At 63.5% G+C, this 26,026-nt stretch carries 22 protein-coding genes and 1 riboswitch; of the genes, 12 read left to right on the forward strand and 10 right to left on the reverse strand.

The window, feature by feature from the left end; genetic code table 11:
- Positions 1-128: 128 nt before the first annotated feature.
- Positions 129-584 (reverse strand): pilin, encoded by a 456-nt coding sequence (locus tag NKT35_RS04885; protein WP_305883467.1) that lies wholly within the window; start codon positions 582-584, stop codon positions 129-131.
- Positions 585-837: 253 nt separating this feature from the next.
- On the opposite strand from NKT35_RS04885, the gene NKT35_RS04895 reads away from it, so the two are divergent.
- From NKT35_RS04895 to NKT35_RS04910, 4 genes are all read left to right on the forward strand, one after another.
- A complete protein-coding gene (locus NKT35_RS04895) occupies positions 838-2,187 on the forward strand; it encodes an adenosylmethionine--8-amino-7-oxononanoate transaminase (RefSeq protein ID WP_254299373.1) in 1,350 nt (449 codons plus the stop codon).
- Between the two features lie 90 nt (positions 2,188-2,277).
- Positions 2,278-3,780 (forward strand): cyclic-di-GMP receptor FimW-related protein, encoded by a 1,503-nt coding sequence (locus NKT35_RS04900; protein WP_254299375.1) that lies wholly within the window; start codon positions 2,278-2,280, stop codon positions 3,778-3,780.
- 75 nt (positions 3,781-3,855) lie between these two features.
- Positions 3,856-4,974, forward strand: coding sequence for a glutamate 5-kinase (gene proB / locus NKT35_RS04905; RefSeq protein WP_254299377.1), 1,119 nt, complete (start codon positions 3,856-3,858; stop codon positions 4,972-4,974).
- A gap of 90 nt (positions 4,975-5,064) precedes the next feature.
- Positions 5,065-6,138 (forward strand): ABC transporter substrate-binding protein, encoded by a 1,074-nt coding sequence (locus tag NKT35_RS04910; protein ID WP_254299379.1) that lies wholly within the window; start codon positions 5,065-5,067, stop codon positions 6,136-6,138.
- A 429-nt stretch (positions 6,139-6,567) separates the two neighbouring features.
- Here the strand turns inward: NKT35_RS04910 and NKT35_RS04915 are convergent, their stop codons facing one another.
- The 4 genes from NKT35_RS04915 to ruvB all read right to left on the reverse strand — a co-directional run bounded on the left by NKT35_RS04915 (position 6,568) and on the right by ruvB (position 9,288).
- Positions 6,568-6,792 (reverse strand): hypothetical protein, encoded by a 225-nt coding sequence (locus tag NKT35_RS04915; RefSeq protein WP_254299382.1) that lies wholly within the window; start codon positions 6,790-6,792, stop codon positions 6,568-6,570.
- Positions 6,793-7,167: 375 nt separating this feature from the next.
- Entirely contained in the window at positions 7,168-7,752 is a 585-nt protein-coding gene (locus tag NKT35_RS04920) for a nucleotidyltransferase family protein (protein WP_254299384.1), read from the reverse strand.
- Positions 7,742-8,161, reverse strand: coding sequence for a hypothetical protein (locus NKT35_RS04925; RefSeq protein WP_254299386.1), 420 nt, complete (start codon positions 8,159-8,161; stop codon positions 7,742-7,744). Before NKT35_RS04925 ends, NKT35_RS04920 begins: the two co-directional genes overlap by 11 nt.
- An 89-nt stretch (positions 8,162-8,250) precedes the next feature.
- Positions 8,251-9,288, reverse strand: coding sequence for a Holliday junction branch migration DNA helicase RuvB (gene ruvB / locus NKT35_RS04930; RefSeq protein WP_254299388.1), 1,038 nt, complete (start codon positions 9,286-9,288; stop codon positions 8,251-8,253).
- Positions 9,289-9,373: 85 nt separating this feature from the next.
- Positions 9,374-9,564: riboswitch (FMN riboswitch) on the forward strand.
- Positions 9,565-9,695: 131 nt separating this feature from the next.
- Here ruvB and ribB point away from each other — a divergent pair.
- A complete protein-coding gene (gene ribB, locus NKT35_RS04935) occupies positions 9,696-10,328 on the forward strand; it encodes a 3,4-dihydroxy-2-butanone-4-phosphate synthase (protein WP_254299391.1) in 633 nt (210 codons plus the stop codon).
- A gap of 10 nt (positions 10,329-10,338) precedes the next feature.
- Positions 10,339-11,031, forward strand: a complete 693-nt coding sequence (locus NKT35_RS04940) for a riboflavin synthase subunit alpha (protein ID WP_254299393.1) — start codon at positions 10,339-10,341, stop codon at positions 11,029-11,031.
- 48 nt (positions 11,032-11,079) lie between these two features.
- On the opposite strand, the gene NKT35_RS24020 is transcribed toward NKT35_RS04940, so the two are convergent.
- The 5 genes from NKT35_RS24020 to amgK form a co-directional block, all read right to left on the reverse strand.
- On the reverse strand, positions 11,080-11,208 hold the full coding sequence (locus tag NKT35_RS24020) for a hypothetical protein (RefSeq protein WP_256493438.1): 129 nt from the start codon (positions 11,206-11,208) through the stop codon (positions 11,080-11,082).
- A 331-nt stretch (positions 11,209-11,539) separates the two neighbouring features.
- The gene (ruvA, locus tag NKT35_RS04945) at positions 11,540-12,133 is read right to left on the reverse strand and encodes a Holliday junction branch migration protein RuvA (RefSeq protein WP_254299395.1); all 594 of its coding nucleotides are present in this window, start codon (positions 12,131-12,133) and stop codon (positions 11,540-11,542) included.
- Positions 12,134-12,292: 159 nt separating this feature from the next.
- On the reverse strand, positions 12,293-12,823 hold the full coding sequence (gene ruvC / locus NKT35_RS04950; protein WP_254299398.1) for a crossover junction endodeoxyribonuclease RuvC: 531 nt from the start codon (positions 12,821-12,823) through the stop codon (positions 12,293-12,295).
- Positions 12,820-13,518: an N-acetylmuramate alpha-1-phosphate uridylyltransferase MurU gene (murU, locus tag NKT35_RS04955; RefSeq protein WP_254299400.1), complete on the reverse strand. Its 699-nt coding sequence runs from the start codon at positions 13,516-13,518 to the stop codon at positions 12,820-12,822. Before murU ends, ruvC begins: the two co-directional genes overlap by 4 nt.
- Positions 13,518-14,552 (reverse strand): N-acetylmuramate/N-acetylglucosamine kinase AmgK, encoded by a 1,035-nt coding sequence (gene amgK / locus NKT35_RS04960; protein ID WP_254299403.1) that lies wholly within the window; start codon positions 14,550-14,552, stop codon positions 13,518-13,520. The genes murU and amgK overlap by 1 nt, the downstream gene beginning before the upstream one ends.
- 74 nt (positions 14,553-14,626) lie before the next feature.
- Between amgK and NKT35_RS04965 the strand changes: the two genes are divergently transcribed.
- The 6 genes from NKT35_RS04965 to NKT35_RS04990 all read left to right on the forward strand — a co-directional run bounded on the left by NKT35_RS04965 (position 14,627) and on the right by NKT35_RS04990 (position 26,003).
- Positions 14,627-16,900, forward strand: a complete 2,274-nt coding sequence (locus NKT35_RS04965; RefSeq protein ID WP_254299405.1) for an LPS-assembly protein LptD — start codon at positions 14,627-14,629, stop codon at positions 16,898-16,900.
- Between the two features lie 9 nt (positions 16,901-16,909).
- Positions 16,910-18,223, forward strand: a complete 1,314-nt coding sequence (locus NKT35_RS04970) for a peptidylprolyl isomerase (protein ID WP_254299406.1) — start codon at positions 16,910-16,912, stop codon at positions 18,221-18,223.
- Positions 18,223-19,194 carry a 4-hydroxythreonine-4-phosphate dehydrogenase PdxA gene (gene pdxA, locus NKT35_RS04975; protein WP_254301346.1) on the forward strand — a complete coding sequence of 324 codons (972 nt, stop codon included), beginning with the start codon at positions 18,223-18,225 and terminating at the stop codon, positions 19,192-19,194. Before NKT35_RS04970 ends, pdxA begins: the two co-directional genes overlap by 1 nt.
- Positions 19,195-19,357: 163 nt before the next feature.
- A complete protein-coding gene (locus NKT35_RS04980) occupies positions 19,358-23,212 on the forward strand; it encodes a DUF3683 domain-containing protein (protein ID WP_254299408.1) in 3,855 nt (1,284 codons plus the stop codon).
- A gap of 130 nt (positions 23,213-23,342) precedes the next feature.
- Positions 23,343-24,443 carry a DNA polymerase III subunit beta gene (gene dnaN, locus NKT35_RS04985; RefSeq protein WP_254299410.1) on the forward strand — a complete coding sequence of 367 codons (1,101 nt, stop codon included), beginning with the start codon at positions 23,343-23,345 and terminating at the stop codon, positions 24,441-24,443.
- Positions 24,444-24,524: 81 nt separating this feature from the next.
- Positions 24,525-26,003 (forward strand): sensor domain-containing diguanylate cyclase, encoded by a 1,479-nt coding sequence (locus NKT35_RS04990; RefSeq protein WP_254299412.1) that lies wholly within the window; start codon positions 24,525-24,527, stop codon positions 26,001-26,003.
- Positions 26,004-26,026: the final 23 nt, after the last annotated feature.

The following is a 26,026-nucleotide window of genomic DNA, read 5'->3' on the forward strand; positions in this document are numbered from 1 at the left end:
CCCTGCCTAATCGCCCGCCCATGCCCTGTCATACCTAAAGCGCCATGCTGTGAGCGACCCACCGGCCCTCCTCTCCCAAATGCAGAGAGGCGCCCTCGCGCCCCTCTTGTCCCATCGTGCTTCCGCGCTTATTGGCGGCAGGTGGTCGGCACCCAGCTTGCGCTAAGCTGATTCCCGGATGCGATCGCGGTGGCGCCGGTGCCGAGATAAGTGCAGGTCCAGGTCAATGAACCGGAAGCGGCGGTTGGCACGATATCCAGCAAGGCGCCGCTTGACACAGCGGAAGTATAGGTGATTTGAATCACGCCGCTGGCCAATACATTCACCCCGGATACGGAAGAGCCCGTAATGGAGGCGGCAAGCCCGTAATTGGAGTTGCCTGCGGCGGCAAAGCCGTTATTGGTGGAGTAATACTCGGTTACCGCCGTCTTGGCCGCATCCGCCAGGGACAAACCTTCCGTTACCTTCGCGCGCTTGGTGTAGTCCTGATAAGTCGGAATCGCGATGGCCGCCAGAATGCCGACAATCGCCACCACGATCATCAGCTCGATCAAGGTAAAACCCTGCTGTTTTCTCGTCTTCATGTGCCGCTCCCAGAGCGCCCGGCGTGGCCGGACTTGGCTGTTCGGTTGATTTATCATTCTCCATGCCGGCCCGCCATCGGCAGCCTGCCTATCTCTGTTTAGCAGGATGCATGCCATCCTGCCAAAACCATCCCATCGGCCATCCAGGAAGAAAGCCTTTGCTCAAAGTAGGCACAAGCTGACGTTTTGCGTCACATCGCCCCGTCTTTGCCGCTGTGCTAGCATCCCCCCACCCCCACCGGAGACCCTGTCCATGAGCAATCAAGATTGGCTGCGACGCAGCTTCGACGCCGTCTGGCATCCCTGCACCCAGATGAAGCGCCACGAGCGGCTGCCCATCGTGCCCATCGCCCGCGGCGAAGGCGCATGGCTGATCGACTTTGACGGCAATCGCTACCTAGACGGTGTCAGCTCGTGGTGGGTCAATCTGTTCGGCCATGGCCATCCGCGCATCCGGCAGGCGATACGGGATCAGTTGGACCAGCTGGAGCATGTGATGCTGGCCGGTTTCACCCACCGCCCGGTGGTGGAGCTATCGGAACGGCTGGCCAAACTATCCGGCCTGGGCCATGCGTTTTATGGCTCGGACGGCGCCAGCGCGACCGAAATCGCGCTGAAGATGAGTTTCCACTATTGGAAAAACAGCGGCCAGCCCGGCAAGACGCGCTTCATCAGCCTGGAGAACAGCTACCACGGCGAAACAGTCGGCGCGCTGGCGGTGACCGACGTGCCGCTGTTTTCCTCCACCTACGCCGACTTGCTGAAACCCGGCCTGCGCGCGCCCAGCCCGGACGCGCGGCTGGCGGCTCCCGGCGAGAGCGCGGCCGATGCCGCGCTGCGCGCCGCCCGCTCGCTGGAAAACCTGCTGGCCAAACACTGCGACCAGATCGCCGCCGTCATCGTCGAGCCGCTGGTGCAGGGCGCCGCCGGCATGGCGATGCATGACCCGGTCTATCTGACCGAACTGCGCCGGCTGTGCGATCAATACCAGGTCCATCTGATCGCCGATGAGATCGCCGTCGGCTTCGGCCGCGCCGGCAGCTTCTTCGCCTATCAGCAAGCCGGCATCACGCCGGATTTTCTGTGCCTGTCCAAGGGCATCACCGGCGGCTTTTTGCCGCTGTCCTGCGTGCTGACCCGCGACGCCGTCTACCAGGCCTTCTATCACGACGATGTGGCGCGCGGCTTCCTGCACTCGCACAGCTACACCGGCAACGCCCTCGCCTGCGCCGCCGCGCTGGCCGTTCTCGACATTTTCGAGGATGAGGACGTATTGGCCGCCAACCGCGTCAAGGCTGAAGAGTGGACGCGCAAGATGCAGCCATTGATCGCCCGCGGCGATGTCCGCCACTTCCGCCACCGCGGCATGATCTGGGCTTTCGATGTCGAAACCGAGCGTTCCGACTTTGCATTGGCCTATTTTTCGGCCATGCTGAAACGCGGATGCCTGTTGCGGCCGATAGGGAAAACGGTCTACTTCATGCCGCCGTACACGCTGAATAATGAAGAGATGGATGGACTGGTGCGGGCAAGCCTGGAGGCGCTGGACGAGGTGCAGTCCTCAGGCCAGAGCGGCCAGGGCGAGGAAACGCCGCTGCCCTGACCTTCTCGCTGGGTCCAGCCGTCCCCGCATGCCGCGACACCGTCTCGGAGCCAGCCTCGGATGCCGCCACTCGCCTTGCCGAAGAAGGATATGGACCCGCAACTCGTAGACACCCAACCGGCCAGCGTGGCGGCATGGCTGGACCGCCTGCCCTATACCGACTTGCCCGAATGCGGCCGCCTGCTCGGCCAGGCGCTCTACCACCTGGGCCGCACGCCGCTGGCCCCGGCGCAGCGCTACAAACTGCTCAAGCTCTATCTCAAGGCACTGGACCGTTATTACCCCTTGCTGGAGCGCGAGACGCTGCACAGCGACATCCTGGCCTCGCCCAAAACCCGGCTGCTGGCCGTGCTCAGCGTCAAATTGTTCGCCAACCTGTTCACCGCCTTCAAGCAGACGCTGAACGACAAGCTTGGCCGGCATAGCCTGATCGAACGCGATCAAACCAAGATAGAACTATTGCTGTACACCATGATGGCGGCCCGCCAGTATCTCAACATCAGCCAGCAGAACTATTGCTCGCTGTCGGATGGCTTCTGGCTGGACTGCCACCAGTTGTACGCCGCGGCGCTGGAGAAGGGCTGGCAGGACAGGGCGCTGGGCCACGACGATACGCTGGCCGTCATCTACCGCCAGATCCTGCTGCTGGGGCTCACCGGCACCAATCGCCTGTCTTGCGACGATATGCAGCTGGCGCGGCAGCTGATCTACGATCTGGCGCGCCAGGTGACGCTGCTGCCGGTGTCGCGGCTGACGGAAAACCTGCACGGCTATTTGCTGGACCCGCTGGAAGACAGCCCGCCGCGCTACCTGCTGGCCACGCCGGGCTCGCTGCACGCCCATTGCTGCATTCTGGAGCTGGGCGGCGCGCTGGACACCATGCGCCACAGCCTGGAACAGTTGCAGAAATCGCCCCCCGGCAGCGCCTTGCCCGGCGTGCATGATGAAATCCAGCTATTGAGCCGCCTGGTGGAGGAATGGCAGAAGCCGCGCCGCCGCCGCCAGCAGCGCGAAAACACCCAGACTGTCATCGAAGTGGTGTCGGGATTGTCCGCCATCTGGCACCGCGCCAATGCGGATAGCTGGCAATGGCCCGGCAGCGAAGCCAGTGAAGAAACCATCCACTTGCCCGCGCCGCCCCCGCCTGGGTTCTTGGTCATCGTCAATCAGAGCGAGTCCGGCTATCTGCTGCGCGGCCTGCCGGGCGATCACGCCTTGCGCGCCGGCGAACTGCTGTCTCTGCGTCCGCCAGACGCGTCGGAACAGACCCAGCTCTGCGCGGTGCGCTGGGTGTTGATGCAACCCACCGGCAAAGAGGTGGAATGCGGGCTGGAGATTCTCAGCGAGACGTTTCTGCCGACGCTGGCCATGCCCAGCATCACCCACGCAAGCGACGGCTACCAGCGCGCCCTGCGCCTGCCCGGCCAGGACGGCAAGCCCGACCGCCTGCTGATGACGGGACGCGCTTTCAGCCAGTTGCGCGAATTCCGGCTCAACGACGGCCAGGCGGAAAACCTGATCCGCGTGAGCAAGCTTTTGCAGCAATCGCCGCATTTCCAGCTGATGGAATACCGCCCCAGCGAATACTATTGACCTGGCGCAAGCCCCGCGCTTTTTCGGGTACACTGACCTCTCTATAATCATTTGCTTTCATAGCGAGGTCTGTTGATGCATTCGGTGATTCACGCTTCCGACCGTATCGTGGTCAAAGTCGGCTCCAGTCTGGTGACCAATGATGGCAGAGGGCTGGACCTGACCGCCCTGGCGCGCTGGGCCGAGGAGATCGCCGAACTGAAACGCCGCGGCAAGCAAGTGGTGCTGGTTTCCAGCGGCGCCATCGCCGAAGGCTGCCAACGCCTGGGCTGGAATGTGCGCCCCAAGGGCGTGCACGAGCTGCAAGCCGCCGCCGCCGTCGGCCAGATGGGCCTGTGCCAGGCTTACGAGAGCGCCTTCCGCGCCTTTGGCCTGCAAACCGCGCAGATTCTGCTCACCCACGAAGACCTGGCCGACCGCACCCGCTATCTGAACGCCCGCTCCACGCTGACCAGCCTGCTCAATCTCAATGTGGTGCCCATCATCAACGAGAACGACACCGTGGTCACCAGCGAAATCCGCTTCGGCGACAACGACACGCTGGGCGCCTTGGTGACCAATCTGATCGAGGCCGACGCGCTGGTGATCCTGACCGACCAGCAAGGCCTCTATAGCGCCGATCCGCGCAAGCATCCAGACGCGCGGTTCATTCACGAAGCCGAAGCCGGTGACGAGCGCCTGGAAGAGATGGCCGGCGGCGCCGGCTCCAGCGTCGGCACCGGCGGCATGATCACCAAGATTCTGGCGGCCAAGCGCGCGGCGCGCAGCGGCGCCGCCACCGTGATCGCCTGCGGCCGCGAGCAACATGTTTTGTCCCGCCTGGCCGACGGCGAAGCCATCGGCACCCAGCTGATCGCCGCCACCAACCGCATGGCCGCGCGCAAGCAGTGGCTGGCCGACCATCTGCAATTGGCCGGCCGCCTGCTGCTGGACGACGGCGCGGCGCGCGCCATCCGCGAACGCGGCACCAGCCTGCTGCCGGTGGGCGTCAGCGCGGTGGAGGGTGAGTTCCTGCGCGGCGAAGCCGTCGCCTGCGTCGATGAGGCTGGAAACGAAGTGGCCCGCGGCCTGGTCAACTACAGCTCCGATGAAGCCAAGCAGATCATGCGCAAGAGCACGCGCGAGATCGAAGCGGCGCTGGGCTATATCGTCGAGCCGGAACTGATCCATCGCGACAATATGGTGGCGCTGTAAGGCGCCGCTGAATCGGATTCGAGTTTTCCCCCGCCCCCGGCCAGTGTCTGGCCGGGGTTTCATTTTTATCTAACACAAGGATGACAAGGTATGAACAAGCTGGCTCTGACGGCGCTGATGACACTAGCCTGGGGTTCGGCCTACGCCGCGGATGTGCTGCACATCTACAACTGGAACAACGCGCTGTCGCCCGACACCGCCAAGCGTTTCGAGCAGTCGTGCAATTGCAAGCTGGTGCAGGACTACTACGGCGATAATGAAGAAATGCTGGCCAAGCTGGCCGCCGGCGCCAAGGGCTACGACATGGTGTTCCCCACCGCCTTCGCGGTGAACACGCTGTTGAAGCAAGGCAAGCTGCAGCCGCTGGACAGAGCCAAGCTGCCCAACTGGAAGAATCTGAATAGCGGCTACCTGGCGCTCAATCAGCCATTCGATCCGGGCAACCGCTACGCCGCGCCGACCGTGGTGTCGCTGACGCTGCTCGGCTACAACGCGACCCAGCTGAAAAAGGCCGGCGTGGCCGACAAGGCCAACAGCTGGGCGCTGGTATTCGACCCGGCCATCCTGGCCAAGATCAAGGGCAAGGTGACGGTGCTGGACAGCCAGCGCGAACTGATGGCCGCGGCGCTGATGTATCTGGGCAAGGACGCCAACTCCACCCATCCGGCGGACTGGAAAGCCGCGGCGGAAGCGATCCGCCAGGCCAAGCCTTACTGGGCGGCCTTCAACAACCAGAGCTATATCAAGGAGCTGACGGTCGGCAATATCTGGGTGGCGCTGGGCTATTCCAATGACCTGTTCCAGGCGCAGCAGGACGCGAAAGCCGCCAAGCGGCCATTCGAGCTGGCTTACCAGCCGCAGAAAGAAGGCAATGTGCTGGCCATCGACAATATGGCGATCCTGAAAGACGCGCCGCGTCCCGACCTGGCGCACAAGTTCATCAACTTCATGCTGGACGGCAAGAACGCCTCGGAGATCTCCAACCAGATCGGCGCCACCAATCCGGTGAAAGCGGCCGAAGCCTTCTTCAAACCGCAGATCAAGGCCAATCCGGTGATCATGCTGGACCCGGCCAAGGGCAAGTATGTGGCCTTGAAGGATCTGGACGTGAAATCCCGCCGCGAACTGAACCGCTTGTGGTCGCAGATCAAGATCGGCCGCTAAAGCGCCATCCATGACAAATGCCGGCTCTTGGCCGGCATTTGTCGCTACGCTAGCGAGAACCCGCGCGGGCTAGTTCGCCAATATGCGCAATCCAAGCGCGCAGACAGGCAACAGCAGTGGAGAAGTTCGATATAACCACTTCAAAATTGGCGAGCCCTCCGCCAACGTGTCAGCCCTCCAGAAAAAATGGCATCCCATACAGGCCAACCCCAACATCATCGTCGCGGTCATAGGAGTGACCAACGAAAGGTCCGCACTTGAAAGCAACGGCAATAAACCAATGCCCGTCATGCAGAGCATGAATCCAAGCTGAAACATCCCCGCTCCATCAGATACTTAGACTGCTGATCTGAAATGATGGGGAGTGAAGCACAGCAATTCTGCTTGTCCTCACTCCAACCATACGCAGCCTTAGATTACATTCTCACGTTACATCAAGGCTTGCTTATAGACGATGTATGCGGCACCTCCGCCTAGGATCGCGCCGCCAACCATACCCAAAGGACCGCCCCATGCTCCGAGTCGAGCTCCCCACGCGGCCCCGCGGACAAAACTTGCTCCTGCGGTGCCGCCAGCAATCGCACCAGCCACGGTCGCATCCCCTCTATCGCCACCACCCACCATACACACTTCATTCGCGTTGAGTTCTTGCATTCAAATTATCCTTAGTTAGTTTCCGAAAGGGAATCCTTTCATCCACAGACTAGCAAGCCATAATTTTATTGCCAATATATACCATCATCATTATTTGAAATAATAATGATAATTGTTTTTATGTGGTGCGGAAATATTTTAACTACACATTGCAAAATTAAATTAAACCAAATAAATCATGCAATTAAAAATCACAAGCACCCAGGAAGAGTCTTGACAAGTCACCAAGGAAATCGGGGTTCCGTCTCTTTTTTAAGACACAATATGCCAAAAAATCAAAAACAAGCTATCCGCCAATAAACAACCCATGGATATCGCAATGTGCCGTTGCTTGTCATCGAATGGAGACGATGGAGACGGCAGAATAAAGTCGCCTCACTCGTGAACTACCCTCACTCTCGGCCAGCGCTCGGCATAGCGCTTCTGCGCCACCCGCTGCCGATACGTCTCCAGGCTGACCCTGGCCGGATTGCGCCGCACCACCATGCCGAACAAGTCCTCCAGGCCATATGGCGCGATCACCTGCAGATTGTCCTGCTCGTCCAGCTCCACGCCCACTGCGGTGGCGTACTCCGGCCAACTGGCCAGCGCCGCCTCCAAGGAGGGCAAGGGCTCGACTGCGTGGCCGAAATACTCGGCGAACCATAAATGAACGGCGGCTTGGTTGGTGACTTCCCAGGGCAGATCGGGATGAGAGGCTTGAAGACGGGCTTGCAGCGCCGCCTCGCGCTCGGGGGAAAGATCGTCGGCGTCGTAATACGCCAAGTCGATATCGGACAAGGCCGAGGGCTGGGACGCCAAGCCATGCAAGGCATCCCACACCAGATTGCGCACCGCGCCGGCGCCTATACACCAGCTTGCCAGCTCCAAACCACGGGCGGCGCGCAAGGCGCGCATCAGCCAGGGCGAGGCGCGGACCAGCTCAATCAGCCGCTCCGCCTGCCTGGCCTCACTCGCCATCGCGCTGGCGCAGCGTGGCCTCTTCGCGGCGGAATTCGATGGCGCGCATGATCACATAAGCCAGCATGGCGCACAGGAAGAACAGCAACACCACCCAGGCGATGGAGCGCAAGGTTTCGATGCCGGCGGTGTACAGCTCCAGCATCCAGCGCTGGCCGCTCAGCTCCAGCTGGCTGCTGCCCTTGCCCTGCGCCGGCGTCAGGTAACGCTCCAGCGACCACGGCCGCACGCCGCCGGAAATGCCGCTGACCACGATGGCGAAGAACACATATTTGCGCCAGGCTTCGGCCAGATCCGCGCCGACCGTGCGGCCCAGTATCTTGCCGACGGCAGGATCGAAGAAACGGGCGGCGGCGACAGCGGCGGCCACCACCACGATGAGGATGGTGGCAAACAACACGTAGAACATGATTTCTCGCTTACATTAGCCTGACAATGCTCTCATTGTACGCCAAGCGCATGCCCGATATCCGCTTCCGCGCTTGCCATGGCGCAAACTCAAGCGTCCTTCACCGGCAGTCCGAAGTGCAGATAAGCCTGAGCAGTGGCCATGCGCCCGCGCGGCGTGCGCTGCAGATAGCCTTGCTGGATCAGATAAGGCTCGATCACGTCCTCGATGGTGTCGGTGGATTCGCCGATCGCGGCGGCGACGTTGTCCAGGCCCACCGGCCCGCCGGAAAACTTCTCCAGGATGGCTTGCAACAGTTTGCGGTCCATCACGTCCAGGCCGGCCGGATCGACATCCAGCATCGCCAGCGCCGCGTCGGCCACCTCGGCCGTCACCACGCCGTCCGACCTCACCTCGGCATAGTCGCGCACGCGGCGCAGCAAGCGGTTGGCGATGCGCGGCGTGCCGCGCGAACGCTTGGCCACCTCGAAAGCGCCGTTGTCGGACAGCTGCACGTTCAACAGGCCCGCCGAGCGGCTGACGATGCGCGTCAGCTCCTCGGCATTGTAAAACTCCAGCCGCGCAACGATGCCGAAGCGATCGCGCAAGGGGTTGGTCAGCATGCCGGCGCGGGTGGTGGCGCCCACCAGCGTGAACGGCGGCAGATCTATCTTGACCGACCGCGCCGCCGGGCCCTCGCCTATCATGATGTCGATCTGGTAATCCTCCAGCGCCGGATAGAGGATTTCCTCCACCACCGGGCTGAGACGATGGATTTCATCGATGAACAGCACATCGTGCGGCTCCAGATTGGTCAAGAGCGCAGCCAGATCACCGGCGCGCTCCAGCACCGGGCCTGACGTCTGGCGCAAATTGACGCCCATTTCACGCGCCACGATGTGGGCCAGCGTGGTCTTGCCCAGGCCCGGCGGGCCGAACAGCAACACATGGTCCAGCGCCTCGCCGCGCTTCTTCGCCGCCTCAATGAAGATTTCCAGCTGCTCGCGCGCTTTCTTCTGGCCCACGTATTCGTCCAGCAGCTTGGGCCGCAATGCCCGCTCCAGCGCCTCTTCCTGATCGGAAGCGCGTTGCGGGGCGACGACGCGGCGCTCGGGCGCGGCGCCGAACAGCTTGTCGGTTTCTATCATCGGATGCTCTTTGCCTAAGGGATGCTGCCAATATTCTAACATCGCGCTATACTCGGCGCTGGCCGCGCGACACGCGGCCATCAGCTTACGTCTTCGGGGCGGGGTGAAACTCCCCACCGGCGGTATGGCGCGACAGCGCCGAGCCCGCGAGCGCCCTTGTCTCACGGCAAGGGGTCAGCAGATCTGGTAAGCGCCGCTGCGCCGCATTCCCCGTGGATGCCGAGCCCAGCGTAAATCCAGAGCCGACGGTCATAGTCCGGATGAAAGAAGACGACGCCAGCTCCCGCCGCATCCGCGGCGGGAAACCTGTGTCGTATCCGCGCGCTTTGCGCGCCGGATAGCCTTGCGCTATCCGCTTCAAGCCCGAGGGACGTGTTTCTCAATCTTGTTTTTTGAGGACCGTTTCCATGAACGCCAACACCGATATCCTTTCCCTGCGCGTCCACGCCGCGCTCGATGCCTTGCGCCGCGGCTTGCCGGTCATCGTCGCCGACGATGCCGACCGCGAAAACGAGGCCGATCTGATCCTGGCTGCCGACAAGCTCACCGTGCCCGAAATGGCGCGGATGATACGCGACGGCAGCGGCATCGTTTGCCTGTGCATCACGCCGGAACGCGCCCAGCGCCTGAATCTGCCGCCGATGGCGGCCGACAACGGCAGCCGTTACGGCACCGCCTTCACCGTCGCCATCGAAGCGGCAGAGGGCGTGACCACCGGCGTTTCCGCCGCCGACCGCGTCACCACCATGCGCGCCGCCATCGCGCCCGACGCCAAGGCCAGCGATCTGGTCCGGCCCGGCCACGTCTACCCCATCGTCGCCAAGGCCGGCGGCGTGCGCGAGCGGCGCGGCCATACCGAAGCCTCGGTGGAGCTGGCGCGGCTGGCCGGCTTCAGCCCGGCCGGCGTGCTGTGCGAGCTGATGAACCCGGACGGCAGCATGATGCGCGGCCAACAGGTGCAGGATTACGCCGAGCGCCATGGCCTGCCGCAGTTGTCTGTCGCCGAGCTGGCCGAATGGCTGGCGCGCGAGCCGGCTTGAGGAGGCGAATATGTTCAGCGGCATCACTCATAGCCAGGCCCGCATCGCCGCCATCGAGGAGGGCGCCAACAGCCGCCGTCTGACCTTGGCTTTCGTCCCCGGCTTTTGCGACGGCCTGCGCCAGGGCGCCAGCGTCGCCGTGGACGGCGCCTGCCTGACGGTCAGCTCGGAACCGATGGCCGATCACGCCGACTTCGACCTGATTCTGCCCACGCTGATCACCAGCACGCTGGCTGACTGCCAGGTCGGCGACTTCGTCAATGTCGAACACGCGCTGAAGGACGGCGCGGAAATCGGCGGCCATGCCCTGTCCGGCCATGTCGATTACCAGGCCACGCTGCTGGACAGCCGCCCGCTCGGCGACAACCTGAAGCTGCAGCTGACCGTGCCGTCCGGCGCCCTGCGTTACTTGTTCGCCAAGGGTTATGTGGCCTTGAACGGCGTCAGCCTCACCATCGCCGCCATCGACAAGACGGCGGGCTGGATCGAAGTATGGCTGATTCCGGAAACGCGCCGCGCCACCAATCTAGGCGGCAAGCAGGCGGGGGAACGGCTGAACCTGGAAATCGAGCGGCAAACCCAGGTGCTGGTGGATTCCACCCGCGAGGTGCTGGAGGAAAAGCTGGGCGCCTTGCTGGAGCTGCTGGGGCCGCAGCTGGCCGCGCCGCGCCGCAGCCACTGGACGCTGCCTAGCGGGGTCTGACCCCTGATCAGGCAGGGCGGCATCCGCCGCCCTGCCTTCGTCCGCAAACTATCCGCCGCGGTACTGCAATAACAACAAGATCAGATCAAACGCCAAAACGATCAAAATGCCGATAAAAGGCAGCAAACCGGCGCCGTAAAGCCAAGCTGGGCGTTTCATCACCACCTCGCTCGCCATGCTCAATCGTCGGCTCTGCAGAAATACCCGCCAGCCAAGCCGCCAGCCAGACGTCCCCAACGCACGCCAAGGGCTGCGCCCGCCACACCGCCAGCCGCCGCGCCGACCAAGCCACCCGCGACGGTGCCTCCGATCGTAGATGCAGTCATGCATGCGGCTTTGCCTGCGCCAGCAATGGAATTGATTTCTTCAAACGACAACTCACGCATTTCTATCTCCCAATAATATAAAACCGATCAATGATCGGTTTTAAAAAAGATAGCACAATGGCATTTCATGCCAAATCCAATTGCCGCCTAAGCTTATCTGCCAGTATGAGGGGCGCCTTGCCTCAGCCCTTCATCAAGCTCTTCAACGCCAGTCGCACGCCTTCGCTGACGGTGACATCCGCCGGCAAGCCCTTGGTGGCGGCGGCGGCTTCCTTGTCGTTGTAACCCAAGGCCAGCAGCGCATTGACGATATCGCTCTTCTCGTCCGGCGTGGCGGCGAAAGGCAGGCCGCCCGGCACCGTCAGATTGCCGCCGGTGGCCAACTTGCCGCGCAGCTCCAGCACCAGCCGCTCCGCCGTCTTCTTGCCTATGCCAGGCACCGACGACAGCCGCTTGATGTCCTCGCTGACCACAGCGATGGCCAGTTCATCGGCGGTCATGCCCGACAAAATCGCCAGCGCGATCTTGGCGCCGATGCCGGATACCTTGATCAGCTGGCGGAACGTCTGCCGCTCTTCCTTGCTGGCGAAGCCAAACAGCAGGTGGGCATCCTCGCGCACCACCAGATGGGTGAACAGCGTGGTCTGCTGTCCCAAGGCCGGCAGTTGGTAAAACGTGGTCATCGGCACGTCGACTTCATAGCCGACGCCGCCCACATCCACCACCACTTGCGGCGGCAGTTTTTCGATCAATTTGCCGGAAAGGCGTCCGATCATGATGATTCTTTCTTATGGATTCTTAGTGATTCTACCGTAGGGCGGATGCCCCAAAGGGGCAATCCGCCAAGCTTGCCCACCAGCGCGCGGGTCTATCCCGACATCCTCACACGCTAGTTGCCTGCCCGGCGAAACGCCCGGCAAAGCCGGGCCTCCGCCCTACACCAGCCGGCCGCCGCGCACTTTCAGGCCGCTCAACGCCAGCTTGCCGATGGCGCCGCCGCTATGGTTGGCATGGGTCAGCGCCACCGCCAGCGCATCGGCCGCGTCGGCCTGCGGCGTGCCGGACAGATTCAGCATCCGCACCACCATATACTGCACCTGCTCCTTCGGCGCCTTGCCCTGGCCGACAACGGACTGCTTGACCTGCAGCGCGGTGTATTCCGCCACCGGCAAGTCCTTCAGCACCAGCGCCGTCATGCAGGCGCCGCGCGCCTGGCCCAGCATCAGCGTGGCGGCCGGGTTGACGTTGACGAACACCTGCTCCAGCGCGGCCTCGGTCGGCTGATAGGTGGCGATGACCTGGTGTATCCCATCCACGATCACTTTGACCCGCTCGGCCAGAGTAGCGCCTGGCGGCGTGCGGATGGCGCCGGAGGCGACGTAATGGCGCTGGTTGCCCAGCACGTCGATGACGCCGAAGCCGCAAATGCGGCTGCCGGGGTCGATGCCGAGAATGCGCCGGCTCATGCCGTCCAGCCGGCGGCGATGCGGTCGGCCTCGGCCAGCCGTTCCGGCGTGCCGACATCCAGCCACAGCCCGTTCTGCACTTCGCCGCGGACTTGTCCCTGCTCCATCGCCGCGAGCAGCCAGGGCAGCAAGGGGCTGGCCTCTCCGGGCCGCACTTCGCGGAAGAAGGCCGGATGGTAGGCGGCCAGGCCGCAGAAGGTGTAAGGCGTATCGCCATCCTGGCAGGCGGCCACGCGGCCATCGGCGCGCAGCGTCAGGTCGCGCCCGGTCTTGTAACCCGCCTTGGGCGTCAGCGCCAAGTGCGCCTGCGCCGAGTCGCCATCCAGGCTGGATGCCGCCTCAATCAGTCTTTCCAGAGGGAAATCAGTCAGCACATCGCCGTTCAGCACGATGAACGGCGCGTCGCCCAGCAAGGGCAAGGCAGTGGCGATGCCTCCCGCCGTTTCCAGCGCCTCGCCTTCCGGCGAGTAGACGATGGCGACGCCGAAGCGGGAGCCGTCGCCCAGCGCTTCTTCGATCCGCTTGCCCAGCCAGGCGTGGTTGATCACCAGCTCGGTCACGCCGGCGCGGGCCAGCCTTTCGATGTGCCACTGGATCAGCGGCTTGCCGCCGGCCGTCAGCAAAGGCTTGGGCGTGCGGTCGGTCAAGGGCCGCATGCGCTCGCCGCGGCCCGCAGCCAGGATCATCGCCTTCATCAGCTGCCCTTCACGCCCAGCACCGGGTAGCTGGATTGCAGCTCCTCGTCGCTGGCGTCGCGGCCGACCAGTTCCACCAACAATTGGTAGAACGGCGCCAGTTCCGCATAACGGCGGGTGGTCCGCTTCAGGTATTTGATGAAACGCGGGATCTCGGCGCGGTATTTGTCCTTGCCGTCGCGGTGGTACAGGCGGGCGAAAATGCCGGCCACCTTGAGATGGCGCTGCACGCCCATCCATTCGAAGGCGCGGTAGAAGTCGTCGAAAGCTTCCGGCACCGGCAGACCGGCGGCGCGCGCCTTTTCCCAATAGCGGATGGCGATATCCAGCACAAAGGGCTCCTCCCACTCGATGAAGGCGTCGCGCAGCAAGGACGCCACATCGTAGCTGATCGGACCGTAGACCGCGTCCTGGAAATCCAGCACGCCGGGCGCGCCGGGCGTCAGCATCAGGTTGCGGACGATGAAGTCGCGATGGACATAGACCTTGGCTTGCGACAGCAGCGCAGGCAGCAGCGCCTTGACGCCGGCATCCCACAATTGGCGCTGCTTGAAGTTGAGCGGCTTGCCCAATTCCTTGGCGCAGAGCCACTCGGGGAACAGGTTCAGCTCGCGCGTCAGCAGCGCTTCGTCGTATTCCGGCAACACTCCCGGCTGGCTGGTTTTCTGAATCTCTATCAGGGTATCCAGCGCCTCCAGCAACAGGTGGCGATGCACCTGCTCGCGCTCGTCGTGCTGCAAGGCGGCCAGATACGTAATCTTGCCCAAATCCTCAAGCAGCATAAAACCTTGCTCGCGGTCGCGCAGCAGGATTTGCGGCACGTTCACCAGGCCGAAGACATCGCGCACTTTGACGTAGTTGTCGGTGTTCATATGCTCCGGCGGCGCATCCATCACGATGCGGGTGGAGCCGTCCGGCCAGGTGGCGCGGAAGTAGCGGCGAAAGTCGGCGTCGGCGGCCGCAAATTCGACTTGAATGGCCACGGCAGGATACTGTTCCGCCAGCCATTTTTTGAGCTGTTCCAGTCTTTGCATGTCGCTTTATCGTGGTGCTGATAGAATTGAGCGATTCTATACCGCCCATTAGCCCCCACGATATGGCTTTGTGCATGCACAGACAAAAACCGACTCCGCTGGCGCTGGCCCTTGCCGCCGCCTTTGCCCTGAATGCCCACTCCGCTTCCGCCGCCGATGCCTCGGCCTCGGCCCCGGTCGCGATCCCGACGCCGCAGCCGCAGCCGGGCCAAACCGTGGTGACAGCCGACCACATGGACGGCTCGATGGATACCGTCCTGCACGCCAAAGGCGATGTGGTGATCACCCGCGACGATCAAAAAGCCGAATCGGACTGGCTGGACTATTACCAGTCCAAGAACCGCGTCAAAGCAGGCGATCGCTTCCGCCTGACCCGCGGCGGCGACGTGATCACCGGCACCACGCTGGACTACGATATCGACGGCTACACCGGCACCGGCATGAACCCGGTGTTCTCGATGAAGCGGCAGTCCAGCGTCAAGCCGGCGCCGGGCGCCAAACCCGTCACCATGCGCGGCGATGGCAAACAAGTCGACTTTCTCGGCCAGGATCAGTATCGCGTCTACAACAGCCGGATGACCACTTGCGACATCGGCGATGACGCCTGGTATCTGAAATCGGCAAGTTCCGACCTGGACTACACCACCGGCGTTGGCGTGGCCCACAACGCCTGGATGCAATTCTACGGCGTGCCCATCATGTACACGCCGTGGATAGACTTCCCGCTCAACAGCAACCGCAAGTCCGGCTTCCTGATGCCGACCTTCAAAACCGGCACCGCAGGCACTGAATTCTCGCTGCCCTATTACTGGAACATCGCGCCCAATTACGACGCCACCATCACGCCGCATTTCAACGACAAGCACGGCAATATGATTTCCGGCGAGTTCCGTTACCTGATGCCGGACTTCAACGGCACGATCTACACGGAGCAATTGCCGAATGACAAGATCACCGATACCTCGCGTTATGCCTGGAATGTGATCCATAACCAGAATCTGGGGCAAGGATTCAGATTCAATCTGAACTACAACGGCGTTTCAGACCGCAACTACTTCACCGACTTCGGCGATCAGGTGGCCATCGCCTCCAACGTCAACCTGAATCAGGAAGCCGCGCTGAACTACGGCACCAACTGGAAAGACGGCTCCGCCACGGCCAGCCTGCGCGTGCAGCACTACCAAAACCTGACCATCAATCCATCGCCAGGCGACATCCCCTACGCGCGGATGCCGCAACTGACGCTGAACGCCAGCCAGAAGCTGCCGGATGGATTCAGCGCCAATTTGCTGACAGACTGGACCCGCTTCGACCATCCCTCGCTGCAAACCGGCGACCGCTTCGTCGCCTACCCCAGCGTGACCTGGAGCTTCGACCGCAGCTGGGGCTTTGTGCGGCCCAAGCTCGGCGTCAATTTCACCGAGTACAACCTCAACGCCTTCAATGGTCAAAACCAGAACACGCAAACCCGCACGCTGCCGATTTTCAGCACCGACGCCGGTCTGTATTTCGACCGCGAAACCGAGTTCTTGGGCCGCGATCACCTGATGACGCTGGAACCGCGGCTGTTCTACGTCAACATCCCGAACAAAGACCAAAGCAATCTTCCCAACTTCGACACCTCGGTCAACGACTTCAACTTCGCCCAGCTGTTTACCGAAAACCGTTTCTCCGGCTATGACCGCATCAACGGCGCCAACGAAATCACCACCGCGCTGACCAGCCGCTTTATCGATGAGAGCAATGGTCTGGAACGGCTGCGCATCGCCATCGGCAAGCGCTACTACTTCAGCCAGCAGCAGATCACGCTGGCAGGCACGCCCACCCAAGTGACGGACACCGGCGACAACTGGCTGATGACCGCCGGAGGCGACCTGAGCCGCGCGCTGAAATTCGACAGCAGCTATGAATACAATCCGACTCTAGCCGCCACCCAGCGTTACAACGTGCAATTGCGCTACAACCCGGAACCCGGCAAGCTGGCGAGCATTCGCTATCGCTACGGCATATACGAACAACTGGCAGACCTGGACAATACATACGGCCCGATGAGACAGGTGGACATCGCGGCGCAATGGCCCATCGCCCGCCGCTGGTACGCCATCGGCCATTACAACTACTCCTTGATCAACCGCGAGCCTATTGATCGGATGGTTGGCTTCGAGTACAACGATGGCTGCTGGTCGGCGCGGTTATATAGTCAACGCTATATCGTGGACACCAATACCACCAAGAACGCGCTGTATTTCCAACTGGAACTGAAGGGATTGGGCGCGGTAGGCAGCAGCGGCACGCAGGATGCGCTGCGACTGGCCATTCCCGGTTACACCAAGACTAACGCTTTATAAAGCCTGACCATGAAAAAGACTCTGCTTGCCCTGTTGATCGCTAGCGTCGCTCAGGCGTCGCTGGCCGCCCCCGCCCCCGCCTCAGCCCCAGCAGCGACCGCACCGGTCCGCGAAGTGGATCGCATAGTCGCCGTGGTCAACAAAAACGTCATCACTTGGCAAGAGCTGCAAGCGCGGGTCAACGAGGCGACCAAACAGCTGCAGGCGCAGAAGGTCGCCCCTCCCAGCCGCGACGTGCTGGAACGCCAGGTGCTGGAGCAAATGATCACCGAAGAAGTGCAGCTGCAATATGCCGCCAGCGGCGGCCTGAAAGTGGATGACGCCGCGGTGGATCAGGCCGTGGCCAACCTCGCCAAGCAAAACAAGCTGAATCAGGATGGACTGAAAGCCCAGCTGGCCAAGGACGGCATCAGCATGGAGCAGTTGCGCGCCGATATCCGCCGCGAAATCACCATCGGCCGCCTGCGCGACAGCGAAGTCGCCTCCCGCGTCAATGTCAGCGACAGCGAAGTGGACCAGGTGCTCAAGAGCGCTCAATCCGCCAATCGTACTGAATACAAGCTGGCCAGCATCCTGGTGAGCGTGCCCGAGCGCGCCGACGCCAAACAGATCGATCAGCTTTCGCAGAAGGTGCATAAGGCACTGTCCGATCTGGAGGCCGGCCAAGCCTTCGGCAAAGTCTCCGCCACTTACTCCGACGCGCCCAACGCCCTGAAAGGCGGCGATATGGGTTGGCGCAGCGCCACCTCGCTGCCGGTGGAGTTCGTGCAGATGCTGGAGCAGATGAAGCAGGGCGCGCACACCGACGTGATCCGCACGCAGCAAGGCTTCTTCATCTTCCAATTGCAAGACAAGCGCAGCGGCGGCTCGCCGGTGATGGTGCAGCAATACCATGTGCGCCACATCCTGATCCGCACCAACGAGGCGGTGTCCGAATCCGACGCCAAGGCCCGCATCGACCAAGTCCGCGACCGCATCCAGCGCGGCGCCAAGTTCGCCGACATGGCCAAGCTGTATTCCGAAGACGGCAGCAACGCCAAGGGCGGCGATCTGGGCTGGGTGAATCTGGGCGACCTGGTGCCGGAATTCGAAAAGGAAATGGTGGCGCTGCCTATGGGCCAGCTGTCGCAGCCGGTGCGCACGCCGTTCGGCTGGCACCTGATCCTGGTCGAGGAAAAGCGTAGCCAGGACGTGTCCAGCGATCACGAAAAGATGGCGATCAAGCAGCAGATCCGCGCCCGCAAGATGGAACAGGCTTACGCCGACTGGGTGCGCCAGCTGCGTGATTCCGCCTTCGTGGAAGAACATCTGGACGACAAATGATGTCCCGCCCACCTCTCGCGGTCACGGCGGGCGAGCCCGCCGGCATCGGTCCGGACCTGGCGCTGCAGCTGCCGCGCCTGCTGCCGGAGCAGCGCTGCGTGGTGATCGCTGATCGCCGGCTGCTGGCCGAGCGCGCCGCTCAATTGGGCCTGGCGGTCGAGCTGGCCGACTACCGCCGCGATGGCGCCGCCCCGTCCGGCGCACTGGAGGTGTTGCACGTGCCGCTGGCGGCTCCGGCCCAGGCCGGCGAGCTCAACCCTGCCAACGGCCGCTATGTGCTGAATACGCTGGACGCGGCGATAGACGGCTGCGTGTCCGGCGAATTCGCCGCCATGGTGACCGCGCCGGTGCATAAGGGCGTCATCAACAATGCCGGCGTGCCCTTCACCGGCCACACGGAGTACCTGGCCGAGCGGACTCATACCCAGAAAGTGGTGATGATGCTGGCCGGCGGCGGCATGCGCGTGGCCCTGGCCACCACCCATCTGCCGCTGCGCGAGGTGGCCGACGCCATCACCGCGCCGCTATTGGATGAAGTCATCCGCATCCTGCACGCCGACCTGGTCCACAAGTTCGGCTTCGCCGCGCCGCGCATCTTGGTGGCCGGCCTCAATCCGCACGCCGGCGAGAGCGGCCATATGGGCCGCGAGGAAATCGACGTCATCGAACCGGCGCTGGCCCAGCTGCGCGCCGAAGGCATGCAGCTGATCGGCCCGCTGCCGGCCGACACGCTGTTCAACCCGGACAAGCTGGCCCAGGCCGACGCGGTGCTGGCCATGTACCATGACCAAGGCCTGCCGGTACTCAAGCACGCCAGCTTCGGCGCCGGCATCAATATCACGCTGGGCCTGCCCATCATCCGCACCTCGGTCGACCACGGCACGGCGCTGGATCTGGCCGGCAGCGGCCGCGCCGATCCGGGCAGCCTGATCGAAGCGGTCAAACTCGCCGCGCAGCTGGCTGCGCGCTGATCTTCGGCCCGGCGGCGCCCGCCGCCAGGCTGTCCAACAATATCCATTCACGCCAAAAATCTTCAAATCAAGAAGCAAAACCCCATCCTATATGGGTTTTTCGCGCCGCAACATTGGGCTACACTGGCAGGCATTCCTCTAATAAATCAAAGCTTGCGGACAAATGACAGCCATCACCAGCGAACAGCGATTGCGGGAGATCCCGTACAACTACACCTCTTATTCCGACCGCGAAATCGTCATCCGCCTGTTGGGCGAACCGATGTGGAAATTGCTGGACGCATTGCGCGGCGCGCGCAAGACCGGCCGCTCGGCGCGGATGCTGTTCGAGGTGCTGGGCGACATCTGGGTGGTGGATCGCAATCCCTATCTGGTGGATGACCTGCTGGACAATCCCAAGAGGCTGTCCGCGCTGGTGGAGGCGATGCGCCACCGTCTGACCGAAATCGAGAAGCGCCGCGACGGCAACGATAAAGTGCAGCTGATGATCGCCGCCGCGCGCGAGGCGGTGAGCGCCTTTGAGCGTCAGTTCGAGGAAACCCGCGAGCTGCGCGCCCGCGTGCTGAAAAAACTGAGCCGGCTGACCCGCCGCGACAACATCCTGTTCGACGGCCTGTCGCGCGTCGCCCACGTCACCGACGCCACCGACTGGCGCGTCGAGTACCCCTTCGTGGTGCTGAGCCCGGACAGCGAGGCCGAGATGGCGCCGCTGGTGCGCGCCTGCATCGAACTGAGCCTGACCATCATCCCGCGCGGCGGCGGCACCGGCTACACCGGCGGCGCGGTGCCGCTGGACCGGATGAGCGCGGTGATCAACACCGAGAAGCTGGACCGTCATCTGGGAGTCGAGCATATCGAACTGCCCGGCCTGGAGGGCAAGCGCGCCACCATTTCCTGCGGCGCCGGCGTGGTCACCGCCCGCGTGTCCGAGGCCGCGTCCGCCGCCGGTCTGGTGTTCGCGGTGGACCCGACCTCGGCCGAGGCCTCCTGTATCGGCGGCAATATCGCGATGAACGCCGGCGGCAAGAAGGCCGTGCTGTGGGGCACCACGCTGGACAACCTGGCCAGCTGGAAAATGGTGGACCCGGACGGCCATTGGCAGCTGGTGGAGCGGATAGGCCACAACTACGGCAAGATCCATGATGTGGCCGAGGCGCGTTTCCGCGTGTCGCGGCTGACCGATGACGGCAAGACGGTGCAAAGCAGCCGCGAGCTGCTCATCCCCGGCAGCGCCTTCCGCAAGGTGGGCTTGGGCAAGGACGTCACCGACAAATTCCTGGCCGGCCTGCCCGGCGTGCAGAAGGAAGGCTGCGACGGCATCATCACCAGCGCCCGCTTCGTGCTGCACAAGATGCCTGGCCACACCCGCACCGTCTGCCTGGAATTCTTCGGCACCGTGGCCGAGGCCACCCCGGCCATCGTCGAGATCACCGACCTGTTCAAACCAGGCGGCGCCTGCCTGGCGGCCGGCGTGCAGCTGGCCGGCCTGGAGCACCTGGACTGGCGCTATGTGCGCGCCGTCGGCTACGCCACCAAGGCCAAGAGCAAGGGCCGGCCGAAGATGGTGCTGATCGCCGACATCGTCTCCGATGACGAAAACGCCGCCGCCGAGGCCGCCAGCCAGGTGGTGCGCATCGCCAACGCCCGCCATGGCGAGGGCTTCATCGCGGTGACGCCGGAGGCGCGCAAGACCTTCTGGCTGGACCGCAGCCGCACCGCCGCCATCGCCAAGCACACCAACGCCTTCAAGATCAACGAGGACGTGGTGATCCCGCTGCCGCGGCTGGGCGATTACAGCGACGGCATCGAGCGCATCAATATCGAACTGTCCATCGCCAACAAGATCGAACTGCTGGACACGCTGATCGAGTACTTCCATGGCCGGCTGCCGGTGGACAAGATGGACACCAACCTGCCGTCGGAAGAGCTGATCGGCGACCGGCGCGCCGCCTCGCTGTCCATGCTGGCCGTCAACCGCGACCGCTGGCAATGGCTGCTGGAGCATATGGACGCGCCCTTCCACGAATACACGACACGCTGGCCCGACGCGCCGCGGGAAGACCTTGCCGCCCAGCCGGACACCGTATTCCACGCGCTGCGTGATTTCATCCTGCGCGTCAGCTGGAAGCGCGAAGTGCTGGCCGAGCTGGAGCAGATCTTCTCCGGCAATGCCGCCGCCGGCATCCGCGCCGCCATCCGCGAACTGCAGCAACACGTGCTGCGCGGCCGCGTGTTCGTGGCCCTGCACATGCACGCCGGCGACGGCAATGTGCACACCAACCTGCCGGTCAACTCCGACAACTACCGCATGCTGCAGACCGCCCACGAGGCGGTGGTGCGCATCATGGCGCTGGCCCGCTCGCTGGGCGGCGTGATCTCCGGCGAGCACGGCATAGGCATCACCAAGCTGGAATTCCTCAGCGAGGATGAAATCGCCCCCTTCCGCGCCTACAAGGCGCAAGTGGACCCCAACGGCCACTTCAACCGCGGCAAGCTCTTGCCGGGCGCCGACCTGGCGCTGGCCTACACGCCGTCGTTCTCGCTGCTGGGCGCGGAATCGCTGATCCTGGAACAGTCCGACATCGGCGAAATCAATAATTCGATCAAGGACTGCCTGCGCTGCGGCAAGTGCAAGCCGGTGTGCTCCACCCACGTGCCGCGCGCCAACCTGCTGTACAGCCCGCGCAACAAGATCCTCGGCGTCGGCCTGCTGACCGAGGCCTTCCTGTACGAGGAGCAGACCCGCCGCGGCGTCAGCCTCAAGCACTTCGAAGAACTGTCCGACGTGGCCGACCACTGCACGGTGTGCCACCGCTGCGTGAAGCCCTGTCCGGTCAAGATAGACTTCGGCGACGTCTCCGTCGCCATGCGCAATTTCCTGCGCAAGACCGGCAAGAAGAAATTCAATCCCGGCACCGCGCTGGGCATGGCCTTCCTCACCGCCAAAGATCCAGCCACGGTCAAGACCCTGCGCGCCGGCCTGGTCGGCGTCGCTTACAAGGCGCAGCGGCTGGGCAACCAGTTCGGCAAGCGGCTGGGACTGCTGGGCGGGCAGAAGAAGCAGCCGCCGTCCACCGTCGGCCCGGCGCCGATCAAGCAGCAAGTGATCCACTTCATCAACCGGCCGATGCCGGGCGGCCTGCCGAAGAAAACCGCCCGCGCGCTGCTGGACGTGGAAGATCCGCACATCGTGCCGGTGATCCGCAACCCCAAGGCGGCGGAAGACGCCGAGGCGGTGTTCTACTTCCCCGGCTGCGGTTCCGAGCGGCTGTTCAGCCAGGTGGGCCTCGCCACCCAGGCGATGCTGTGGCACGTCGGCGCGCAGACGGTGCTGCCGCCCGGCTATCTGTGCTGCGGCTATCCGCAGACCAGCGCCGGCTACCAGGACAAGGGCGACGCCATCACCACCGAAAACCGCGTGCTGTTCCACCGCGTGGCCAACACGCTGAACTACCTGGACATCAAGACCGTGGTGGTGAGCTGCGGCACCTGCTTCGACCAGCTGGCGCACTATCGTTTCGAGGACATCTTCCCCGGCTGCCGCGTCATCGACATCCATGAATACCTGATGGAGAAAGGCGTGAAGCTGGACGGCATCGAAGGGCAGCAATACCTGTACCACGACCCCTGCCACACGCCGATGAAGACCCACCAGCCGCTCAAGGTGGTCAACGAGCTGATGGGCGGCGGCGTGCCGCTGACCGACCGCTGCTGCGGCGAAGCCGGCACCTTCGCCGCCAGCCGGCCCGACATCGCCACCCAGGTGCGCGCGCGCAAGGAGGAAGAGATCAACAACAACCTGGCGGCGCTGACCGGCGGCCAGGCCCCGGCCAAGCCAGTGAAGATCCTGACCTCCTGCCCATCCTGCCTGCAGGGCCTGTCGCGTTACAACGACGACACCGGCACCGAGGCCGACTACATCGTGGTGGAAATCGCCCGCCACATCCTGGGCGAGAACTGGTTGCCGGACTACGTGGCCCGCGCCCGCGACGGCGGCATCGAAAGAGTGTTGCTGTAAACCTGGCGCCATGGGCAAGTAGCAACGCTTGCCCATGGCGGCAAAGCCTGGCCTCGCCGGCGCAAGCCAGCACATCGGCATTACGCTTTATGATAAATTGGCAGATTCCTTTATCATATTCGGAGCCGCCATGCTGCTGCGCACCGACCGCGACACCTTGCTCTCGCCGCTGGCCGCCGTCTGCGGCGTGGTGGAGCGCCGCCATACCCTGCCGGTTTTGTCGCACGCCCTCCTGGAAGCGGACGGCGAACAACTGAAGATCACCGTCAGCGACCTGGAAATCCAGCTGGAGTGCCGGCGGCCGCTGCCGACCGCTCTGCCTTTCCGGCTGTGCGTGCCGGCGCGCAAGCTGCTGGACATCCTGCGCGCGCTGCCCGCCGGCTGCGAACTGCAACTACGGCTGCAGGGCGGGCAATTGCTGCTCAGCGCGGACGGCAGCCGTTTTCAGCTGCAAACGCTGCCGGCGGACGACTTCCCGCTCTGGGCGCCCGACAGCGAAACGCCTATGCCGCTGACGCTGCGGCAAGGCCAGCTCAAGCGCAAGCTGGACCAGGTCTTGTACGCGATGGCGGCCAGCGACATCCGCCCCTATCTCAATGCCCTGCTGCTGCAGCTGGATGGCGACCAGCTGTGCCTAATCGCCTCCGACGGCGTGCGGCTGGCGTTTCAACGCTATCCCTTGCCGCAGGCCATGCCGGAAAGAAAACTGCTGCTGCCGCGCAAGGCGGCGCTGGAGCTGAACAAGCTGCTGCTGGATCAGGATCAGCCGCTCGCGCTGGAGTTTGGCGCCCGGCAACTGGCTTGCCGCCTGAACGACACCGTGCTGCGCTGCAAACTGGTGGATGCCCGCGCGCCGGACTATCTGCGTCTGTTGCCCGACAGCCATGACTGCGAGCTGTCGCTCCCGCGGCAAGCGATGCTGGAAGCCGTGCAGCGCGTGGCGGTGCTGGCCCACGCCAAGTTCCGCCAACTGGAGCTGGCGATCCGTCCCGGCCAGTTGGCGCTGCGCTGCCGCAATGCCGAGCGGGAGCTGGCGGAAGAGCATCTGCCGCTGGATTGGCAAGGCGAGCCGCTGGAGGCCAGCTTCAATCTGGCTTATCTGCAAGACGTGCTGCAATCGCAAAAGGCGGAGCAACTGCATTTCGGCTTCGCCCGCGGCATGCGCGGCGTGCTGATCACCGCGCCGGACGAGCCTGATTTCCGCTACCTGGCCATGCCCTTGCGCGGCTGAACGCAAGCTTCAGGCTGACGCGGCGCGGATAACATTCTATTTTCATAGAGCGTTCAGATAATTCTTCCGGGAAGGAAGTCCGTGTTCCGCCTTTTCGCCCGCTACCGCCTGGCCCTCCTCATCGCCGCGCTGCTGTTGATCGGCGCCGCCGTCAACGCGGCGCTGTACTACCGCCAAAGCCGCGAGGATTTGCGGCGCAATCTGGTCGACCAAAGCCTGCCGCTGTCCGGCGACACCATTTTTTCCGAGATCGACCGCCGCATCCTGCGGCCGCTATCGCTCGCCGAGCTGATGGCGCGCGACAGCTTTCTGCAAGACTGGCTGCAAGAGGGCGAAACCGACCCCAAGCGCATCAGCCGCTATCTGCGCGGCTTCGATGGCCACGACGGCGTCAGCGGCAGTTTCCTGGTCTCCGAGCGCAGCCGCCGCTACTACTATGGCGGCGGCGTGCTGAAGACCGTGTCAGAGCAAGACCCGGACGATGGCTGGTATTTCCGCAGCATCCGCATGTCGACCGATTACCAGATCAATCTGGACCGCGACATGACCAACGGCGGCGCCAATACCGTCTTCATCAATTACCGCCTGCTGGGCGGCGACGGCAAACTGCTGGGCATACTGGGCGTCGGCCTCAGACTGGAACAGTTGCGGCAGCGGCTGGCGGAATATGAAGCCCGTTTTCAGCGCCGCATTTACTTCGTCGACAAGACCGGCCGCATCTTGCTGTCCAGCCATGCGAACCGGCAAAGCGCCAGCCTGGCCGACCTGCCGGAGCTGAAAGCGCTGTCGCCGCGCATCCTGGCCGGCGATACCACGCCGCAAACCATAGACTTTCTGCGCGACGGCCATCGCTTTTTGCTGACCAGCCGCTATCTGGCCAAACTGAGCTGGCATCTGGTGGTGGAGCAGGATGAAACCCAGGCCTTGAGCGAGCTGGACTCGACCATGCGCGCCAACCTCGCCGTCAACAGCGCCGTGCTGCTGCTGGTGATGCTGGCCGTGCTGATCACCTTGCAGCGCCACGAGGAAAAGCTGCAGTCGCTGGCCACCACCGACCCCTTGACCGGCTGCCTCAACCGCCTGGCTTTTTATGACCTCCTGAGCGACTGGCTGCGCCACTGCAAACGCATCGACGCCCAGCCGCAGCTCCTGGTGCTGGACATCGACCATTTCAAGCGCGTCAACGACGAATACGGCCACCAGACCGGCGACCAGGTGCTGCGCGAAATCGCCGAGCTGGTGCATTCGCAATTGCGCGGCAACGATATGCTGATCCGCTGGGGCGGCGAAGAATTCGTGGTGCTGGCCACCAGCCACGGCGAGGACGACGCGCTGGCGCAGCGGCTGCGGCAAATCGTGTCTCGCCATGCGGTCTTGCTGGACCAAGGCCGCAAACTGACGGTAACCATCAGCATAGGCATATGCCAATGGCTGCCGCCGGAAACGCTGGAAGCGGCGGTGGCGCGCGCCGACCAGGCCATGTACGCGGCCAAGCAGGCTGGCCGCAACCAGGTTTGCTGGGCGGCGCCGGCGGCCACGACGGAGCAGGGCTCGCCATGAACATGCCATTTGGTTAGAATAGG

It is taken from the genome of Chromobacterium sp. IIBBL 290-4 (assembly GCF_024207115.1).
In the GTDB taxonomy this organism is placed as follows: domain Bacteria; phylum Pseudomonadota; class Gammaproteobacteria; order Burkholderiales; family Chromobacteriaceae; genus Chromobacterium.

Bases quoted from the DNA above. Each gene is read 5' to 3' on its own strand.
- NKT35_RS24020 (WP_256493438.1), bottom strand. From the start codon at position 11,208: ATGGCGAGCGAGGTGGTGATGAAACGCCCAGCTTGGCTTTACGGCGCC.
- NKT35_RS04980 (WP_254299408.1), top strand. From the start codon at position 19,358: ATGACAGCCATCACCAGCGAACAGCGATTGCGGGAGATCCCGTACAAC.
- ruvA (WP_254299395.1), bottom strand. From the start codon at position 12,133: ATGATCGGACGCCTTTCCGGCAAATTGATCGAAAAACTGCCGCCGCAA.
- NKT35_RS04965 (WP_254299405.1), top strand. From the start codon at position 14,627: ATGCACAGACAAAAACCGACTCCGCTGGCGCTGGCCCTTGCCGCCGCC.
- ribB (WP_254299391.1), top strand. From the start codon at position 9,696: ATGAACGCCAACACCGATATCCTTTCCCTGCGCGTCCACGCCGCGCTC.
- NKT35_RS04920 (WP_254299384.1), bottom strand. From the start codon at position 7,752: ATGGCGAGTGAGGCCAGGCAGGCGGAGCGGCTGATTGAGCTGGTCCGC.
- murU (WP_254299400.1), bottom strand. From the start codon at position 13,518: ATGAAGGCGATGATCCTGGCTGCGGGCCGCGGCGAGCGCATGCGGCCC.
- NKT35_RS04910 (WP_254299379.1), top strand. From the start codon at position 5,065: ATGAACAAGCTGGCTCTGACGGCGCTGATGACACTAGCCTGGGGTTCG.
- NKT35_RS04895 (WP_254299373.1), top strand. From the start codon at position 838: ATGAGCAATCAAGATTGGCTGCGACGCAGCTTCGACGCCGTCTGGCAT.
- dnaN (WP_254299410.1), top strand. From the start codon at position 23,343: ATGCTGCTGCGCACCGACCGCGACACCTTGCTCTCGCCGCTGGCCGCC.
- proB (WP_254299377.1), top strand. From the start codon at position 3,856: ATGCATTCGGTGATTCACGCTTCCGACCGTATCGTGGTCAAAGTCGGC.
- NKT35_RS04940 (WP_254299393.1), top strand. From the start codon at position 10,339: ATGTTCAGCGGCATCACTCATAGCCAGGCCCGCATCGCCGCCATCGAG.
- ruvB (WP_254299388.1), bottom strand. From the start codon at position 9,288: ATGATAGAAACCGACAAGCTGTTCGGCGCCGCGCCCGAGCGCCGCGTC.
- NKT35_RS04925 (WP_254299386.1), bottom strand. From the start codon at position 8,161: ATGTTCTACGTGTTGTTTGCCACCATCCTCATCGTGGTGGTGGCCGCC.
- amgK (WP_254299403.1), bottom strand. From the start codon at position 14,552: ATGCAAAGACTGGAACAGCTCAAAAAATGGCTGGCGGAACAGTATCCT.
- NKT35_RS04885 (WP_305883467.1), bottom strand. From the start codon at position 584: ATGAAGACGAGAAAACAGCAGGGTTTTACCTTGATCGAGCTGATGATC.
- NKT35_RS04970 (WP_254299406.1), top strand. From the start codon at position 16,910: ATGAAAAAGACTCTGCTTGCCCTGTTGATCGCTAGCGTCGCTCAGGCG.
- NKT35_RS04900 (WP_254299375.1), top strand. From the start codon at position 2,278: ATGGACCCGCAACTCGTAGACACCCAACCGGCCAGCGTGGCGGCATGG.
- ruvC (WP_254299398.1), bottom strand. From the start codon at position 12,823: ATGAGCCGGCGCATTCTCGGCATCGACCCCGGCAGCCGCATTTGCGGC.
- NKT35_RS04915 (WP_254299382.1), bottom strand. From the start codon at position 6,792: ATGCAAGAACTCAACGCGAATGAAGTGTGTATGGTGGGTGGTGGCGAT.
- pdxA (WP_254301346.1), top strand. From the start codon at position 18,223: ATGTCCCGCCCACCTCTCGCGGTCACGGCGGGCGAGCCCGCCGGCATC.